Source organism: Streptomyces sp. NPDC004284 (assembly GCF_042874035.1).
Taxonomy (GTDB): Bacteria; Actinomycetota; Actinomycetes; order Streptomycetales; family Streptomycetaceae; genus Streptomyces.
The window spans coordinates 87218-103092 of the sequence record NZ_JBIAMJ010000015.1 but is presented as its reverse complement, the minus strand read 5'-3'; the positions used below and the strand labels follow the sequence as shown (position 1 = coordinate 103092).

Genomic DNA, 15875 nt, shown 5'->3' with positions numbered 1-15875 from the left:
GGTGGTAGTGGTGGGCATGCGTTCCGCCGGGCGCGGACCCGCACGGGCGCGGGCTCATACGGGCGCGGGCTCATACCCGCGCGGCCCTGCGGGCACGGGCCCCGGGTCACCCGCCGCCCAGCACGTCCAGCGCCTCCGCCGCCGCGAGTTCCGCCGCCGCGGGGGCCGTCTTGAAGCCCGCTCCCGACCACCCCGTCGCGAGGACGATCCGGCTGTCGGCGTGCTCGCGGCCGAGGTGGGGGCGGGAGTGCGGGGTGTAGAGGTCGACGCCCTGGCGGCCGCCGAGGAAGCGGGTGGCGGGGTCGGCGAGCCAGGGCCACCGGGCGGCCGCGCCCTGGCGGATGTACGCCACGTGCTCGTCGGTCAGCGTGGCGAGCCCGCCCGGGGGCACGTCCCATTCGTCGACGGGCCGCCCGGCCATGTAGCCACCGGCCGCCTCCCCGGTGAGCTGGGGCCGCCCCCAGACGCCGCTGACCATGTCGACGACGGTCGGCAGACCGGCCGTGGCGGGGTGCTGGAAGAAGCCGTACCGGATGGACTTGGTGCGTCCGGCGTCCGCGCCGCTCAGCCGGTGCCCGGCGATCTCCCCGGTGCCCCCGCCGGCCGCGAGGACGACGGCACGGGCCTCGACGGGCCCGCCGGGTTCGAGGAGGACGCGGACCCGGTCGGCCCCGGGCGGGGCGTCGAGGGCGCGGACCCGGGCGGGCAGCAGCCGGGCCCCGTGGGCGAGGGCGCGGTCGCGGTAGACGCGCGCGGTGCGGGGCGGGTCGGCGTAACCGGCCCCGGGTTCCCAGACGGCGGCGGTGACGCCGTCGACGGAGAGCCCGGGGAAGCGGGCCCCGAGCACACCCGGATCCAGCAACTCGGCCGGTACACCGGCCCCGTTGAGCTCGACGACGCCCTTCTCGGCCTGTTCCAGGTCGGCGTCGCCGCAGAGGACGAGCGACCCGGTGGCCATGAAGCCGTACGGCCCCGGCGCCAGCGCGGCGGGCCCCCAGGCGAGCTGGTGGCTGCGCAGCGCGAGCCCGCGCAGGTACGGGTCGGCCTCGAAGGACCGGACGAGCCCGCCGGACCAGGCGGTGGCGTGGTCCTGACGCCCGTCCATGGGCGCGACGAGCGCGACCCTGGCGCCGTGCCGGGCGAGTACGGAGGCGGTGGCGGCGCCGACGACCCCGGCGCCGACGACGATGGCGTCGTAGGCCCGCCCGTGCGGCCGGTGCCGCGCAGGGGGCCGCACGGCCTCCGGCGCCGGTACGGGCACCGGTACGAAGTCCCAGCCCACGCTCCCGGCCTCGGGTTCGCCGAGCGCGGTGAACCCCCGGTCGGCATGGGCCCGTACGGCGGCGAGCAGGGTGCGTCCGGTGCGCCCCGGGTCCTCGGAGAGCGCGGCGGTGGCGGCGGCGAAGGCCGCGTCCACGTGGGCCTCGGGCCCTCCGCGCATCCGCGCCACGGAGGCGGGACCGGCGGACGGGCCGAGCAGCTCCGCGAACTCGTCCACCGCGCAGTCGTCGGTGAACCAGAACGCCCCCTCGAACCCGGCCTCCCGCCGCTCCCGTCCCACCCTCGCGGCCCCGACGTGGGTCCCGCAGACGACGAGCGCGGTGACGTCCCGGCCTCCGGGCCCGTCGACGGCCTCCAGGACCTCCAGGACCTCCGGCGGAGCAGCCCCGGCCAGGGCGGCCGGCACCGGCACTCCGCCCGTCGCGGGCCCGCTCCCGTCGGAGACCACGGCCCCCGACGGCAGGGCGGGCCGCGCGACCGCCGCCCCCTCCCGTACGAGCAGGGCGAGCCGCTCCCCGTACGCGCTGCCGTCGTGCGTGACGGCGACCCGGCCGTGGCCCGCCTCCCGTACGGCCGCGAGCAGGTCGGTCGCCTGGGCGCGGTCGTCCGGGCACCAGCGCAGCAGTGTGCCGGCGCCGTCGGCGAGGAGGCCGGGGGTGGTGGCGAGCGGGAGGAGGACGGGGAGGCCGGCCGCCCGGTAGACGGGGAGGGCGGCGGCCGCGCCGGCGCTGTTGAAGTGCCCGACGACGAGCGCGTGCCGTCCCTCGGCGACGATCGCCTCGGCGATCCGCCGGGCCGTCCCGGCCTCGCCCCGGTCGTCGTACAGCTCCCAGTTCACGGCCGTCCCGTACCGCTCGGCGGCCCGTTCCAGGTGCTCGCCCCAGGCGGCCCGGGGCCCGGAGAAGGGCCCGACGACGGCACCGCGCGGCAGCACCTCGGGCACCTCAGGCACCGAAGACCGCCCCGGGCCAGGCCGCCACCGGTGTCCCCGGGGCGAGCGGCGCGAGGGCCTCCGCGTCGACCCGGCGCGGCCGGGGCGCGAGGCCGAGGAGGGCGGCGAGGCGGGCGGAGCCGTACGGGAGGACGGGCGCGGCCCAGGCGGACAGGGCGGCGGCGACGGCGAGCTGGGCGGAGAGCGCTGAGCGGTACGCGGCGGCGCCGTCCGGACGCTCGGCCTCGAAGCCGTTCACGTACCCGAAGTCCTCGGCGAGGCACACCACTTCGTCGAGCAGCGCGACCGCGCGCCGCGCGTCGTACCCCTCGACGCCGTACGCCTCCCGCAGCTGCCCGACGGTCTCGGTGAGCCGGGCGCGCAGCCGCTCCCACGCGGCTCCCTGCGGCGCCTCGTCGAAGGCGGCGCCGCCGGACTCGGCGACGGCGGTGAGGAGCCGGCCGAGCCAGCCGTCCCAGCGCTCGGCGAGCCGCTCCCGGCTGACGGCGAGGGCGGCCGAACCGAAGCTGGTCTGGCGGCCGTTGGGCCGGTCGGACAGGACGTGGTAGCGCAGGACGTCCGCGCTCGTCCGGGCGAGTTCCTCGTGCGCCCAGATGGCGTGGCGCCGGCTGGTGGAGAACTTGAGCCCTTCGAGCCGGTAGAACTCGTTGACGACGAAGGCCTTCGGCAGCGCGATCTCCGGGTCGTACGCCCGGAAGGCGGCGGGGAACAGCAGGGCGTGGAAGTAGCCGTTGTCGAAGCCGAAGAACTGGACGGGCGCGGGCGCGGGTCCGGTCCCGCCGGCGCCGGTCCACTCCAGGAGGTAGCCGGGGGCCATCTCGAACCAGACGTAGATCCGCTGGTCGGTGAAGCCCGCGACGGGCACCGGAACGCCCCACTCGGAGGGGTGGCTGACGGCGATCTCGGGGAGCCCTTCGGCGCGCATCCGCTCGCAGAGGGAGCGCAGGTGGGGCGGCATGTCGACCCGCTCCCAGAAGGCGGTGAGCTCCTGCTCCCAGGGCGCGAGGGGGAAGTAGAGCCGCTCGCAGTCGCGGAGTTCGGGGGTGGCGCCGCAGCCGGTGCAGACGGGGTCGGCCAGGTCGGCGCAGTCGTTGGGGCGGCCGCAGGGCTCGCAGGCGTTGCCGTTGGAGCCGGAGCCGCAGTGCGGGCAGTCGCCCTTGAGGTAGGCCTCGTACAGCCAGCGCTCGCAGCCCGCGCAGTACGGCAGCGGCCGCGTACGGGCGACGATGTGCCCGGCCTCGTACAGGCGCTGGAAGAACTCCTGGACGGCCGACCGGTAGCCGACGTCCCGGCGCGGGCGGACGACGGCGTCGAAGTCGGCGCCGGCCTGCCGCCACACGGACTCGATGGAGGCGCCGTACCCGTCGGCGACCTCCTCGCCCTTGCGCCCGCCGTCGCCCCGGCCGCGGACGGGCACGTAGCTCTGGTGGTCGTCGAGGCCCGTGGTGTAGCGGACGGTGCCGGCGCCCTCGGCGGCGAGGAAGCGGCGCAGGACGTCACCGGCGAGGTAGGGGCCGGCGAGGTGGCCGATGTGGAGGTCGCCGTTGGGGGTGGGCGGGGTGGCGGTGATCCAGTGGGTGATCGTCGCGTCGCTCATGCCGCGACCTCCTCGTTCTGCTCGGTGTCGTCGGTGCGGACGGCGGGCTCGCGCAGCGGCCAGTACAGGGAGACCCAGCTCAGCTCGGTGTCACCGGTGTTGTGGACGACGTGCTCCTGGTTCCGGGGCAGCACGACGAGGTCGCCGGTGCGGAACGGCGGCTCCGGGCGGCCGTCGAGGGTCACGCTCCCGGTCCCGGAGAGGATGAGCATGACCTCGTCCTGGTCGTGACGGTCGGGGTCGGATTCCCCGCCGGGCTCCAGGAAGCAGGCCATGGCGCCGACGGGCGGCTCGGCGTCCCCGCCGGGCCAGGGGATGAGCCGCTGGCAGGCGAGCCCGAACTCCTCGGTGGCGGCGCTGCGGTCGATGCGGAGATGGCGGCGGTCGGCCATGGGGGCGGCTCCGGGGGTCGGGGTGGTGGGCGAATTGGGGGTCGAAGTGGGGGTCGAAGTGGGGTGCGGGTGCGGGCTCGTGGGCAGGCCGCGGTACGGAGTGGGGGCGAGGGCCGGTTCTCCGGGCGGCAGGATGGGCGAGGTGAAGGGCATGGGGGTCTCCTGAGAAGGGCGGGGCGCGGGGCGGCCCGGTCTCCGGGAAGGGCGGGACGCGGGGCGGCCCGGTCTCCGGGAAGGGCGGGACGCGGGGCGGCCCGGTCTGCTGGAAAGGGCGGGCGGCGAGCCGGCTACAGCGGGTCGAGGCCCCGCACCGAGGCGACCGGGATGCGGGCGAGTCCGGCCATGACCTGGCGGGGCCCGGCCCCCCACCCGTACCGCTGCTTGAGCGGCGCGACGTGGGTGGCGATGAGCGCGAGGAGGGGCGCGAGGTCGGTGGGCGTGGCGCCGAGGAGGGCGAGCAGTTGCTCGGTACGGGTCAGGCCTGCGCCCGGGCCGATCCCGTGCACGGCGGCGTCCTGCCAGGTGGCGCCGGCGCTCCCGGCGACGACGGTGTTGTGCAGGGCGAAGCCCTGGTTGTCGTGGGCGTGGATGCCGACGGGGGCGGACACGGCGGCGCGGGTGGACTGGACGAGTTCGATGACGCGCTCGGGGCGGAACGAGCCGAGCGAGTCTACGAGGAAGACGGCGTCGAGGGGGCCGAGGGCGGCGCTCTCTCCGAGACAGCGGTCGAGTTCGGGATAGGAGGCGAGGTCGATGTGGGTGAGGAGGAGGCAGACGCCGAAACCGGCTTCCCGCAGGCGGTGCAGCGGGGCGGCGGCGCGGGCCACCCGGTCGTACCGGACGGCGAGGCGGACCAGGCCGACGGCCACCGGCCCGGCGGCCAGGGCGTCGGCGATCCGCCCCGCGGAGGCCGTGGCGGCCGTGTCCGCGGCGGGCAGGCCGACGGTGTCGAGGAGGACGGAGAAGCGGGGCCCGTAGCGCTCGGGGAGCGGGACCGGAAGGAGCGCGCCGCGCGGGGCGGAGCGGTCGGCGGGGTCGTGGACGCCGCCCAGCTCGATGACGTCGATGCCGAGCCGCGCGCAGACCGCGAGGTAGTCGGCGGCCAGCGCGGGGGGTACGGCTCCTCCGGTGAGCTGTCCGCCGGTGCGCAGGGTGCAGTCGAGCAGGGTCATCGGGGTCACCCCCAGCCGGTGTCGTTCGTGCCGGTGCCGGCGGCGGGGGCGCCCCAGCCGGTGTCGTTCGTGCCGGTGAGGACGGCCGCGCCCCAGCCGGTGTCGTCGGTGCCGGCGGTGATCCGCTCGGCGGTGACGGTGCCGAGGCCCGCGAGGCCGACGACCAGGGTGGTGAGGAGGGTGGTACGGATCCGCCGCTTCATGTCGTGCGCTCTCTTTCCGCTTCCGCGAGGAGGGGGTAAGTCGTGGGTTTCCGTGGCGAGTTGCGAGCTTCGCGGGCTGTGCGAGCTTGGTGCGGTTCGACCTTGTGGGCGGTGGTACGAACGTATCGACGGCGGCATGGCTATGGGGCGGACCGCATGGCTCATTAGGCTGCATGGCAGCAAGAGGACGCTGTCACAAACGGGGGAAAAGGTGGCGATACCAGACATTGCGCGGGCCCTTGGCGACGCCGGGACACCGGAAACCACGGCCCTGGCCGCGATCGCCGCGGCGGCCCCGCCCCTCCCGGCACCCTCCTCGGAGACCACCGAGAACCCCGGAGCCCTCGGAGCCCCCGGAGCCCCCGGAGACCCGGACTCCCCCGACGACCCCCTGACCCGCGTCTACACCTGCCTCCTGGCCCGGGACCCGGCCCACCCGCCGGCCCACCCCGCCGACCTCGCGGCGGAACTGGAACTCCCTCTCGCCCGGGTGGAGTCGGCCGTCTCGGCCCTCCTCGACATGGGCCTGCTGCGCCGGACCCCGGAGCGCGCCGTGCTCCCGGTGGCACCGGACGAGGCCGTCCAGCGCACGCTCGGCCCGCTGGAACGCGAGATGCGCGCCCGCCGCCAGCACATGGAACGCACCCGCGAGCAGCTGATGGCCTTCATGCCGCTGTACGAGTCCCACCTGCTCCGGCTGACCCACCTGCGGCAGGCGGAGTACGTGGAGCTGCTCACCGACCTGCGTGCCGTACGGGAGGCCATCACGGAGCTGGGCCGGACCTGCGAGCGCGAGGTCATGACGGCGCAGCCGGGCGGCGGACGGCGGGCCGAGGTCCTCGAAGAGGCGGTGGCCCGCGACGAGGAACTGCTGCGCCGCGGCGTCCGGATGCGCGTCCTGTACCAGCACACCGCTCGCTTCTCCTCGGGCACGTGCGCGTACGTGGAGCGCGTCGGCCGGCTCGGCGCCCAGGTCCGCACCCTGGACGACGAGTTCATGCGGATGCTCGTCTTCGACCGGGCGACGGCGGTCATCCCGGTGCCGGACGACCCGAACGCGGCGGTGCTGATCCGCGAGCCGCACGTGGTCGCGTTCATGGTGGGGGCGTACGAGCGGCTGTGGCTGGAGGCCCTGCCGTTCGAGACGGAGTGGGACCGGCAGACCATCATGGACATCTCGGACGAGCTGAAGCAGACCATCGTCCGTCTGCTCACCGAAGGCCTGACGGACGCGGCGATCGCCCGCCGCCTGGGCCTCTCCGTGCGCAGCTGCCGCCGCCACGTCGCCGACGTGATGGCGGCCCTGGGCGCCGAGAGCCGCTTCCAGGCCGGCTACCTCCTGGCCCAGCAGGACTGACGGAGCCGCCGCGTCACCCGTACGGAGTGAAGACCGGCCGACGGCCACCGCCCGGACACCTCGGGGGCATAAGGTCCGTGCAGACAACAACAGAACGACGAAGTCAGGGTGGACATGAGCGACTTGGCGACCGAGGCGCGATCCGGCCGGGAAGGCCCGGAGGGAGACCCTCCGGGCGACGCGGCCACGGCATCCGGGCGGCCCGCGAAACGCCGCCGCCCCTTCTGGATCGAGCTGCCGTTCCTCGCCGCGATCGCGCTGGGACTGGCCTTCCTGATCAAGACGTTCCTCCTCCAGGCGTTCCTGATCCCCTCGGGCTCGATGCAGAACACCCTCCAGGTGGACGACCGCGTCCTCGTCGACAAGCTCACCCCCTGGTTCGGCTCAGAACCCGACAGGGGCGAGGTCGTGGTCTTCCGCGACCCCGGCGACTGGCTGGCGGGCCGGACCGCGAAGCAGCCCACCGCCGTGCAGAAGGCCCTGGGCTTCGTCGGCCTGATGCCGGCAGCCGGCGAGAAGCACCTGATCAAGCGTGTCATCGGCGTGGCGGGCGACACCGTCGAATGCCAGGGCACGGGCCCCCTGAAGGTGAACGGAAAGCCCCTGACCGAGCCGTACGTCTTCCAGGGCAACACCGCCTGCAGCACGGACCCCGAAGGCCAGTTCAAGGTCACGGTCCCCGCCGGCAGCCTCTGGGTCATGGGCGACCACCGCCAGAGCTCCCAGGACTCCCGCTACCACCAGACCGACCCCCGCGGCGGCATGGTCCCCGTCACGGACGTCGTGGGCCGCGCCGTCCTCGTCGCCTGGCCGGCCCCCCACTGGTCGACCCTCCCCGTCCCGGACACCTTCGACCAGCCGGGCCTCACACGCTGACCCGCTCGCCGGCCCCGGCCGGCGAGCCTCAGCAATCAGAAAAGCCAGGTCAGACAATGTCTGACCTGGCTTTCTCCTGAGCCGCCTTCGGGATTCGAACCCGAGACCTACGCATTACGAGTGCGTTGCTCTGGCCAACTGAGCTAAGGCGGCGCCGCTGTGCGTTCCCATGGTGGGTGCCGCAGCGTCGCCAAGTCTACACAGTTTCCGGAGGTGCTCCGACCACCCCTGGATCAGGCCTACGAGCAGCGCTTTCCTTCGGCCGGAGGGGTGCCTTCGAGGAGGTAGGTGTTGATCGCGGTGTCGATGCAGTCGCTGCCCCGGCCGTACGCGGTGTGGCCGTCGCCCTCGTAGGTCAGCAGGGTGCCGGAGGAGAGCTGCCCGGCGAGGGACTGGGCCCAGTGGTAGGGGGTGGCGGGGTCGCGGGTGGTGCCGACGACGAGGATCGGGGCGGCGCCCTCGGCGGTGATGCGGTGCGGGCGGCCGGTGGGCGGGGTGGGCCAGTAGGTGCAGTTGAGGGCGGCCCAGGCGAGGCCCGCGCCGAAGACCGGGGAGGCCTTCTCGAAGGACGGGACGGCCTTCTGCACGTCGGCGGGGCCCTGGTAGGCGGGCGGCAGGTCCAGGCAGTTCACGGCGGCGTTCGCGAACATGAGGTTGGCGTACGTGCCGTCCGCCTCGCGCTCGTAGTAGCTGTCGGCCAGCGCGAGGAGGCCGGAGCCGTCTCCGCCCATCGCCTGGGTGAGGGCCTCGCGCAGCTGGGGCCAGGCGCCCTCGTCGTACATGGCGGCGATCACGCCGGTGGTGGCGAGGGACTCGCCGAGCTCGCGGCTCTCGCCCGTGGGCACCGGCTTGGCGTCCACGTCGCGGAAGAACTTCTTCAGCGCCTCCCCGGCCGCGGCGACCGACTCGGTGCCCAGGGGGCAGCCCGCCTTGCGGATGCAGTCGGCGGCGAAGGCGCGGAAGGCGGTCTCGAAGCCGCCGGTCTGGTCCCGGTTGAGGTCGAGCGCGGAGAGCGAGGGGTCCATCGCCCCGTCGAGGACGAGCCGGCCGACCCGGGCGGGGAAGAGCTCGGCGTAGGTGGCGCCGAGGAAGGTGCCGTAGGACGCCCCCACGTACGTGAGCTTCTCGTCGCCGAGCACCGCCCGCAGGATGTCCATGTCGCGGGCCGTCTCGACGGTGGAGACGTGCCCCAGGACCTGCCCCGACTTCTTCTCGCAGCCGGCCGCGAAGTCCTTGAAGGCCGCACTGAGCGCGTTGATCTCCGCCGTGTCGTCGGGGGTCTGGTCGACCTGCGTGTACGTGTCCATCTGCGGGCCGCTCAGGCACTCCACGGGCTCGCTGCGGGCCACGCCGCGCGGATCGACGGCCACCATGTCGTAGCGGGCGCGGACGGGCGCCGGGTAGCCGATGCCCGCGTACCCCTGGAGGTAGCCGACGGCGGAGCCGCCGGGGCCTCCCGGGTTGACCAGGAGCGACCCGAGCCGCTTCCCGGGGCCGGTGGCCCGGGCCCGGGAGACCGCGAGCCGGACCTCCTCCCCGTCCGGCTTCGCGTAGTCCAGCGGGGCGCGCAGGGTCGCGCACTGGAAACCCTCGACGCCGCAGTCCCGCCACTTCAGCTTCTGGCCGTAGTACTTCTTCAGCTTCGGCGCCTCGGACGAGGGCGAGGGCGCGGACGCCGGCGCGGTCGTCCGGGACGCGGCGGCGTCACTCCCGCCCGAGCAGCCGGTGAGAATCAGCCCGGCGGCCGCGAGAGCCGTGGCGGACGTACGGAGCAAGCGCCTGGAATCCATCCCCGGAGCGTATCCGGACCGGCACGGACCGTGTCCAATCGCCCGAGCCGCCCCACCGCCGCCGCGGTCGGCAGCCGAGCCCCGGAGCCGTCCGCCGCCCGTCGGGGTCACCCTCGCAGTGCCATCGTCATCGCCTCCACCGCGAGCAGCGGTGCCACGTTCCGGTCGAGGGCCTTGCGGCAGGTGAGGACCGCCTCGATGCGGCGGAGGGTCCGCTCCGGGGTGGTGTCGCGGGCGATCCGCTCAAGGGCGTCCTGGACGTCGGTGTTCGCCAGGGCCGTGCGGGAGCGGAGCTGGAGGGCGAGGACGTCGCGGTAGAAGCCGGTCAGGTCGGTGAGCGCGAGGTCCAGGCTGTCGCGCTGCGTCCGCGTTCTGCGCCGCTTCTGCCGCTCCTCCAGCTCCTTCATCGCACCGGCGGTGCCGCGCGGCATCCGGCCGCCCTGCGCCGCGCCGAGGGCCGCCTTCAGCTCCTCGGTCTCCTTGGCGTCGACCTCCTCCGCGACCTGCTTGGCGTCCTCCGCGGCCGCGTCGACCAGCTCCTGGGCGGCCTTGAGGCAGCCGCCGATGTCGTCGACCCGCAGCGGCAGCTTGAGGACGACGGAGCGGCGCGCGCGGGCCCGCTCGTCGGTGGCGAGCCGCCGGGCCCGGTCGATGTGGCCCTGGGTGGCGCGGGCGGCGGCCTGCGCGGTCTCCGGCTCGATGCCGTCGCGCCGTACGAGCACGTCGGCGACGGCCTCCACCGGCGGGGTGCGCAGCGTCAGGTGACGGCAGCGGGAGCGGATGGTGGGCAGCACGTCCTCCAGGGAAGGCGCGCAGAGCAGCCAGACCGTGCGCGGCGCGGGCTCCTCGACGGCCTTCAGGAGCACGTTCCCCGCGCCCTCGGTGAGCCGGTCCGCGTCCTCCAGGACGATGACCTGCCAGCGGCCGCCCGCCGGGGACAGCTGGGCGCGCCGGACGAGGTCGCGGGTCTCCTTCACGCCGATGGACAGCAGGTCCGTACGGACGATCTCGACGTCCGCGTGCGTGCCGACGAGGGTCGTGTGGCAGCCGTCGCAGAAGCCGCAGCCGGGGGCTCCGCCGAGCGCCCGGTCGGGGCTCACGCACTGCAGCGCGGCGGCGAAGGCGCGCGCCGCGGTCGCCCTGCCGGACCCGGGAGGGCCGGTGAAGAGCCAGGCGTGGGTCATCTTGGAGGCCTCGGGGGCCGGCTCCCCGGCGGCGTGGGCGGTCACGAGCGCGTCGGCGTCACGCGCGGCGGCGGCGAGCTGCTCCTCGACCCGGGTCTGTCCGACCAGGTCGTCCCATACGGCCATGTCTGCCCCTCCTCAGGTACGTCCTCCATTGTGGGGCAGCGCTCTGACACCCCCCGCCGGGCTGTGGACAACCGCTCCCCTCGGACCGCGCCGGGCTGTGGACGAATCGCTCCCCCTCAGGCCCCACCGGGCTGTGGACGAATCGCTCCCCCTCAGGCCCCACCGGGCTGTGGACACCCCACTCCCCCTCAAGCCCCGCCAAGGTGTGGACGACCCGCACCCCTCACGCCCCGCCCGCCCGGCTGTGGACAACCGGCACTTCTCAGACCTCGCTGCGCGGCCTGGTCAGCCACAGCCCGACCGCCGAGCCGAGCAGGACCACCCCGGTGCAGACGCTCCCGACGATCCGGAGGGCGCCGGTCCAGCCGGCGAAGGTGCTGATGAAGACGTTGGCCAGGACGCTCGCGGCGAGCAGCAGCCAGAGAAGGGCGCGCATGGGATGCCTCCGTGGAGTGGGTTCCCTCGAGGTGCCGGGGCGTTCCCGGCGACTCTTCGATCCTGGTCTCCGCGGCGTCCCCGCACAGCCGTGCCCACCCCCGGAGCGATGGTGTAGCCCGCTCCACCGCCCCGCCCGGAGCGGCCGCCTACTCTGGCTCCATGCGCGAGGTGATCAAGGAAGCGGCCCGGGCGTGGCTCCAGCTCACGATCGGGGCCGCGATCTCCCTCCTCTGCTACCTGATGGTGGGAGTCGTCCTCTTCACCGCCTGCCTCACCCTCACGGTCATCGGCGCCGGAGTGCTCCCCGAGAGCGTGCTGCTGCTGCGCCGCCTCGCCGGCTGGGAGCGGCGCCGGACGGCCGCGTGGACCGGGACGCCCGTCCCGGAGGCGTACCTGCCGCTCGAAGGCCCCCTCCCCGCGCGCGTGCGGACCGCGGTCACCGACCCGGAGACCCGGCACGACCTGCTGTGGGCCGCCGCGCAGCTGCTCTACGGCTCGGTGCTCTGGTACCTCTCGCTGGTCCTCTGGGTGCCTGCTCTCCTCGTCGACGGCGTCTGGACCGGGCTCGCGGGGCGGCGGCCGGTGCTGCTGCCGCTGATCGGCCGGCTCGCCGGCCTGGCGGCCGACTGGTCGCGCACGCTGCTCACGCCGGCCCCGTCGGCGGTCCGGGACGCCGCCCTCGCCGCCCGTGTCGAGCAGCTCACGGCCACCCGGGCGGGCGCGATCGCCGCGCACGGCGCCGAGCTGCGCCGGATCGAGCGCGACCTCCACGACGGCGCGCAGGCCCGCCTGGTGGCGCTGTCCATGCGGATCGGTCTCGCCCGGCGCGCGTACGACTCCGATCCCGCGACCGCGCGGAAACTCCTCGACGACGCCCAGACGCAGGCCGAGGAGGCGCTGGCCGAACTGCGGCACGTGGTGCGCGGCATCCACCCTCCGATCCTCACCGACCGCGGCCTGACCGGCGCGGTGCGGGCGCTCGCCGCGAGCAGCGGCCTGGAGGCGGAGGTCTCGGTGACCGGCCTCGGCGACCACGCGCAGGAGGGCCCCCGCGCCCCCGCCGCCGTCGAGGCCGCCGCGTACTTCGTGGTCGCCGAGGCGCTCACCAACGCCGCCAAGCACAGCGGCGCCGACCGCGCCTCCGTCTCCCTCGCCCGTGAACCGGCCGCCCTACGCGTGCGCGTGCGGGACGAGGGCCGCGGCGGGGCCGAGGCCGGCGAGAGCGGCGGCTCCGGTCTGACGGGCATGCGGCGCCGGGTCGCCGCGCTCGACGGCACCGTACGACTGACCAGCCCCGAGGGGGGACCGACCGTGATCGAAGTGGAGCTTCCGTGCGTGTGGTGATCGCCGAGGACAACGCCCTCCTCAGGGAGGGCCTGGTGCTGCTGCTGACCTCGTCGGGACACGAGGTCGCCGGGGTCGCGGCCACCGGCCCCGAGATCCTGCCGCTGCTCCTGGAACACCGGCCCGACGTGGCCGTCCTCGACGTGCGGATGCCGCCCGGCTTCCGCGACGAGGGGCTGCGGGCGGCGCTCGCGGCCCGCGAGCGGCTCCCGGAGCTGCCGGTGCTCGTGCTCTCGCAGTACGTGGAGGAGACGTACGCGGCCGAGCTCCTGGGCGGCGGCGCGCGCGGGGTCGGCTACCTCCTGAAGGACCGGGTGGGCCGCGTGGACGAGTTCCTGGACGCCCTGGAACGGGTCGCGTCCGGCGGTACGGCCCTGGACCCGGAGGTCGTCACCGAACTGATGGCCCGCCGCCGCGACGACCCGCTGGACTCCCTCACGCCCCGCGAGCGCGAGGCCCTCGCCCTGATGGCCCAGGGCCACGACAACGGCACGATCGCCCGCTCGATGGTGATCACCGAGCGGGCCGTGCACAAGCACATCGGGAACGTCTTCCTGAAGCTCGGCCTGCCGCCGACCGACAGCGGCGGCCACCGCCGGGTCCTCGCCGTCCTCGCCTACCTCAACGCCTAGGACCCGCCCGCCTCAACGCCCGGCGCCCCTCCGTGCGGCGACCGGCAGGAACACCCCGGCCACGACCGTGACGAGCACGACGCCCGCGATCGTGCCGCCCTGCGCGGGCGGCAGATACGGCAGCCCGCCGGTGAGCGCCCAGGCGAACGCGGTCAGCGGCAGCGCGCCCACCACGAGCCCGACGAGGAGGCCCGTCGCGGTCAGGAACCCCGCCTCCAGGCCGAGCATCCGGCGCAGCTGGCCCGCGGACGCCCCGACCTGGCGCAGGAGTTGCAGCTCGCCGCGCCGCCCGGCGCCGATCAGGGCGAGGGTGCTCAGGACGGAGAGGAGGGTGAGCCCGCCGATCGCGGCGACGATCCCACCGGAGACGAGCGCGTTCAGCTCGGCTCCGGGAGGGGTCACCGCCTCGGGGACGACAGGGGAGGTGGAGGGGGAGGGGGAGGCTCCGTGCGTCCCCGCCGCCAGTACGCGCGCGGGGTACGGATCGCCCATGTGCGGGGCCAGTTCGGCCTTCGGCAGCAGGAACTCGCCCAGGGCGAGCGACCGTTCGTACACCGCGACCACCCGCAGCCGCCCCTTCGCCCCGTCGCCGAACCGCAGCTCCACCGTCGAACCGGGCTTCACCTCAAGGGACTCGGCCATGTCCGCGCCCACCGCGACCGTGCCGGGCCGGCCGAGTCCGGACAGGTCGCCGGCGACGACACCCGGGTCGAGCGTGCCCGCGAGCCCGTCGGCGTCCACACCGAGGACCGGGAGCCGGTCGAGGCGCGGCGATCCGACCTCCGTGCGGGCCAGGACCACCGAGGAACGCAGCACGTCCGTCGCCGCCTCCACCCCCGGGAGCTCGCGCACGCGCTCCGCCGTCGTGCCGGTGAACGCGAGGTCGGCGGTGGTCGCCGCCCGCGCCTGCGCGGCCGCGGCCCGCTCCACGGTGGCACCCGCCGAGAGCTGCACCAGCGCGAACGCGGTGACGAGCACGACGGGGACGAGCGCGGCCCCGAGCCGACGCGAGTGCGCGGCCGCGCCGGCGGCCGTGAGCCGTCCGGGCGCCCCGCCCAGCCGCCGGAACGGCCGGTCCAGGACCGCCATCGCGGCCCCCGCGATCCACGGCCCGAGCAGCGCGCACCCGGCGACCAGCGTCAGCGTGGCCGTCCCGGCAGCGGCGGCCGCCGCGTCGCCGCCCTGGAGCGCGGCCGTACCGGCCGAGCCCGCGCCGAGCACGAGCAGCACGATCCCGGTGACACGGCGGGCGCCGCCCTTCCCCGGGTGACCCGGGCGCCCCGGCCGGCGGCCCGCGAAGAGGACCACGAACCGGGTGAGGCCCACCACGAGCGCGGCGACGGCGAGCACGGCGGCGAACAGCCACGGAGGAGTGGGGAGTTCGAGGCCTTCCGGTACGACCCCGGTACGGGCCCGCAGCGCCGACCACAGCACCAGGAACACCGGTCCGGACGCGAGGACGCCGAGCAGCGCCGCCGCAGCCGCCACCCGGGTCACCTCCCGGCCCGCAGCTCCCCGCACCTGACGGGGCGTCGCGCCGACCGAGAGCAGCAGTTCCCGCTCGGCGGCACGCTGCTGGAGGGCCTGCGCGACGAGCGAGGCGAGGACGAGGACGGCGACCAGGACGACGTTCGCGGCGACGGCGGCGAGGAGCTGGAGGAGCTCCGCGCGCGCGGGCGGCGCGCCGAGGTGTTCGGCGCCGCCCCGGCCGTCCCCGGTGAGGGCCCGCAGCGGCTGCCCCGCGGCGGTGTCCTTCAGGCCGGCCCCGTCCAGGGCGGCCCGTACGCGCGCGTGGAGGGTGTCCACGGGTACGCCGGGCTCGGCGAGGACCCCGACGGCGTCGACGGCACCGGGGTGCCCGGCGAGCCGCCGCGCCTCCCCCGCCGTGACGTACAGCGCGGCCGGCCCCTCGGCCACGCCGACGACCTCGCGGCCGGCGACGGTGTCCCCGACGGCCGCGCCGAGGCCGGCGCCCACGACGGCCTCCCCGCCCCGCCGGGGCTCCCGCCCCTCGGTCAGCCGGTACGGGGCGAGCCGGGCCGCCTCCCAGGAGCGCCCGGGGTACGCGTGCGCGTGCCCGTCCCGTACGACGAAGGTGTCGTCCGGCACGGCTTCCCGTACCCCCGGCACGGCCCGCAGGACGTCGACGGCCGCGGCGGGGACCCGTACCCGCTCGGCCAGGCCCGCCGTCTCGGTCTTCGGCTCGCTGCCCCACGGCGTGGCCGTCCAGCGGACCTCCTGGTCCCCGGCGACGACGACGGGCGCGGCGGCGTACCGCTCCACGCGCGCGTGCCCGAGCCCGACGGAGCCGAGCGCGAGCGCCAGGGCGCCGAGCAGCGCGGAGGTGACGGCGACGGCCACGAACACGGCGGCCCACGCCTTGCGGTGGGTCCGCAGCGAACGGGCGGCGAGCAGCCGCACGGCGGGGTTCCCGAAGCGACGTCCGGACGGTTCCCCGCTCCGCCCCACCGCCCGGCTCGCCTCCCGGCCCACGGCCTGGCCCGCCTCCCGGCCCGCCGCCCCACTCATCG

General features: G+C 75.6%; 13 protein-coding genes and 1 tRNA gene. 4 read left to right on the top strand and 10 right to left on the bottom strand.

Annotated elements, in window-relative coordinates:
* Nucleotides 1–106 precede the first annotated feature (106 nt).
* The 5 genes from ACFYUS_RS30215 to ACFYUS_RS30195 all read right to left on the bottom strand — a co-directional run bounded on the left by ACFYUS_RS30215 (nucleotide 107) and on the right by ACFYUS_RS30195 (nucleotide 5597).
* The gene (locus ACFYUS_RS30215; RefSeq protein ID WP_388858971.1) at nucleotides 107–2233 is read right to left on the bottom strand and encodes an FAD-dependent oxidoreductase; all 2127 of its coding nucleotides are present in this window, start codon (nucleotides 2231–2233) and stop codon (nucleotides 107–109) included.
* Nucleotides 2226–3830 carry a class I tRNA ligase family protein gene (locus tag ACFYUS_RS30210; RefSeq protein ID WP_388858968.1) on the bottom strand — a complete coding sequence of 535 codons (1605 nt, stop codon included), beginning with the start codon at nucleotides 3828–3830 and terminating at the stop codon, nucleotides 2226–2228. Before ACFYUS_RS30210 ends, ACFYUS_RS30215 begins: the two co-directional genes overlap by 8 nt.
* Entirely contained in the window at nucleotides 3827–4375 is a 549-nt protein-coding gene (locus ACFYUS_RS30205) for a cupin domain-containing protein (protein ID WP_388858965.1), read from the bottom strand. Before ACFYUS_RS30205 ends, ACFYUS_RS30210 begins: the two co-directional genes overlap by 4 nt.
* A gap of 134 nt (nucleotides 4376–4509) precedes the next feature.
* Nucleotides 4510–5394 (bottom strand): hypothetical protein, encoded by an 885-nt coding sequence (locus ACFYUS_RS30200; protein ID WP_388858962.1) that lies wholly within the window; start codon nucleotides 5392–5394, stop codon nucleotides 4510–4512.
* A 5-nt stretch (nucleotides 5395–5399) separates the two neighbouring features.
* Nucleotides 5400–5597 (bottom strand): hypothetical protein, encoded by a 198-nt coding sequence (locus ACFYUS_RS30195; protein ID WP_388858959.1) that lies wholly within the window; start codon nucleotides 5595–5597, stop codon nucleotides 5400–5402.
* 211 nt (nucleotides 5598–5808) lie between these two features.
* Between ACFYUS_RS30195 and ACFYUS_RS30190 the strand changes: the two genes are divergently transcribed.
* Nucleotides 5809–6954, top strand: a complete 1146-nt coding sequence (locus ACFYUS_RS30190) for a LuxR C-terminal-related transcriptional regulator (protein WP_388858956.1) — start codon at nucleotides 5809–5811, stop codon at nucleotides 6952–6954.
* A gap of 114 nt (nucleotides 6955–7068) precedes the next feature.
* The gene (lepB, locus tag ACFYUS_RS30185) at nucleotides 7069–7830 is read left to right on the top strand and encodes a signal peptidase I (protein WP_388858953.1); all 762 of its coding nucleotides are present in this window, start codon (nucleotides 7069–7071) and stop codon (nucleotides 7828–7830) included.
* Nucleotides 7831–7909: 79 nt separating this feature from the next.
* Here lepB and ACFYUS_RS30180 read toward each other — a convergent pair.
* The 4 genes from ACFYUS_RS30180 to ACFYUS_RS30165 all read right to left on the bottom strand — a co-directional run bounded on the left by ACFYUS_RS30180 (nucleotide 7910) and on the right by ACFYUS_RS30165 (nucleotide 11366).
* Nucleotides 7910–7983: transfer RNA gene (locus ACFYUS_RS30180), tRNA-Thr, on the bottom strand.
* Nucleotides 7984–8069: 86 nt separating this feature from the next.
* Nucleotides 8070–9620, bottom strand: a complete 1551-nt coding sequence (locus ACFYUS_RS30175) for an alpha/beta hydrolase (RefSeq protein WP_388858950.1) — start codon at nucleotides 9618–9620, stop codon at nucleotides 8070–8072.
* A gap of 107 nt (nucleotides 9621–9727) precedes the next feature.
* Nucleotides 9728–10930 (bottom strand): DNA polymerase III subunit delta', encoded by a 1203-nt coding sequence (locus tag ACFYUS_RS30170; RefSeq protein WP_388858947.1) that lies wholly within the window; start codon nucleotides 10928–10930, stop codon nucleotides 9728–9730.
* Nucleotides 10931–11192: 262 nt separating this feature from the next.
* Nucleotides 11193–11366, bottom strand: a complete 174-nt coding sequence (locus ACFYUS_RS30165; protein WP_388858944.1) for a hypothetical protein — start codon at nucleotides 11364–11366, stop codon at nucleotides 11193–11195.
* A gap of 161 nt (nucleotides 11367–11527) precedes the next feature.
* Between ACFYUS_RS30165 and ACFYUS_RS30160 the strand changes: the two genes are divergently transcribed.
* On the top strand, nucleotides 11528–12712 hold the full coding sequence (locus tag ACFYUS_RS30160; protein WP_388858941.1) for a sensor histidine kinase: 1185 nt from the start codon (nucleotides 11528–11530) through the stop codon (nucleotides 12710–12712).
* Nucleotides 12700–13344, top strand: coding sequence for a response regulator (locus ACFYUS_RS30155; RefSeq protein ID WP_388858938.1), 645 nt, complete (start codon nucleotides 12700–12702; stop codon nucleotides 13342–13344). The genes ACFYUS_RS30160 and ACFYUS_RS30155 overlap by 13 nt, the downstream gene beginning before the upstream one ends.
* 12 nt (nucleotides 13345–13356) lie before the next feature.
* Here ACFYUS_RS30155 and ACFYUS_RS30150 read toward each other — a convergent pair whose 3' ends face one another.
* Nucleotides 13357–15873 (bottom strand): FtsX-like permease family protein, encoded by a 2517-nt coding sequence (locus tag ACFYUS_RS30150; protein ID WP_388858935.1) that lies wholly within the window; start codon nucleotides 15871–15873, stop codon nucleotides 13357–13359.
* Between the last annotated feature and the right edge of the window lie 2 nt (nucleotides 15874–15875).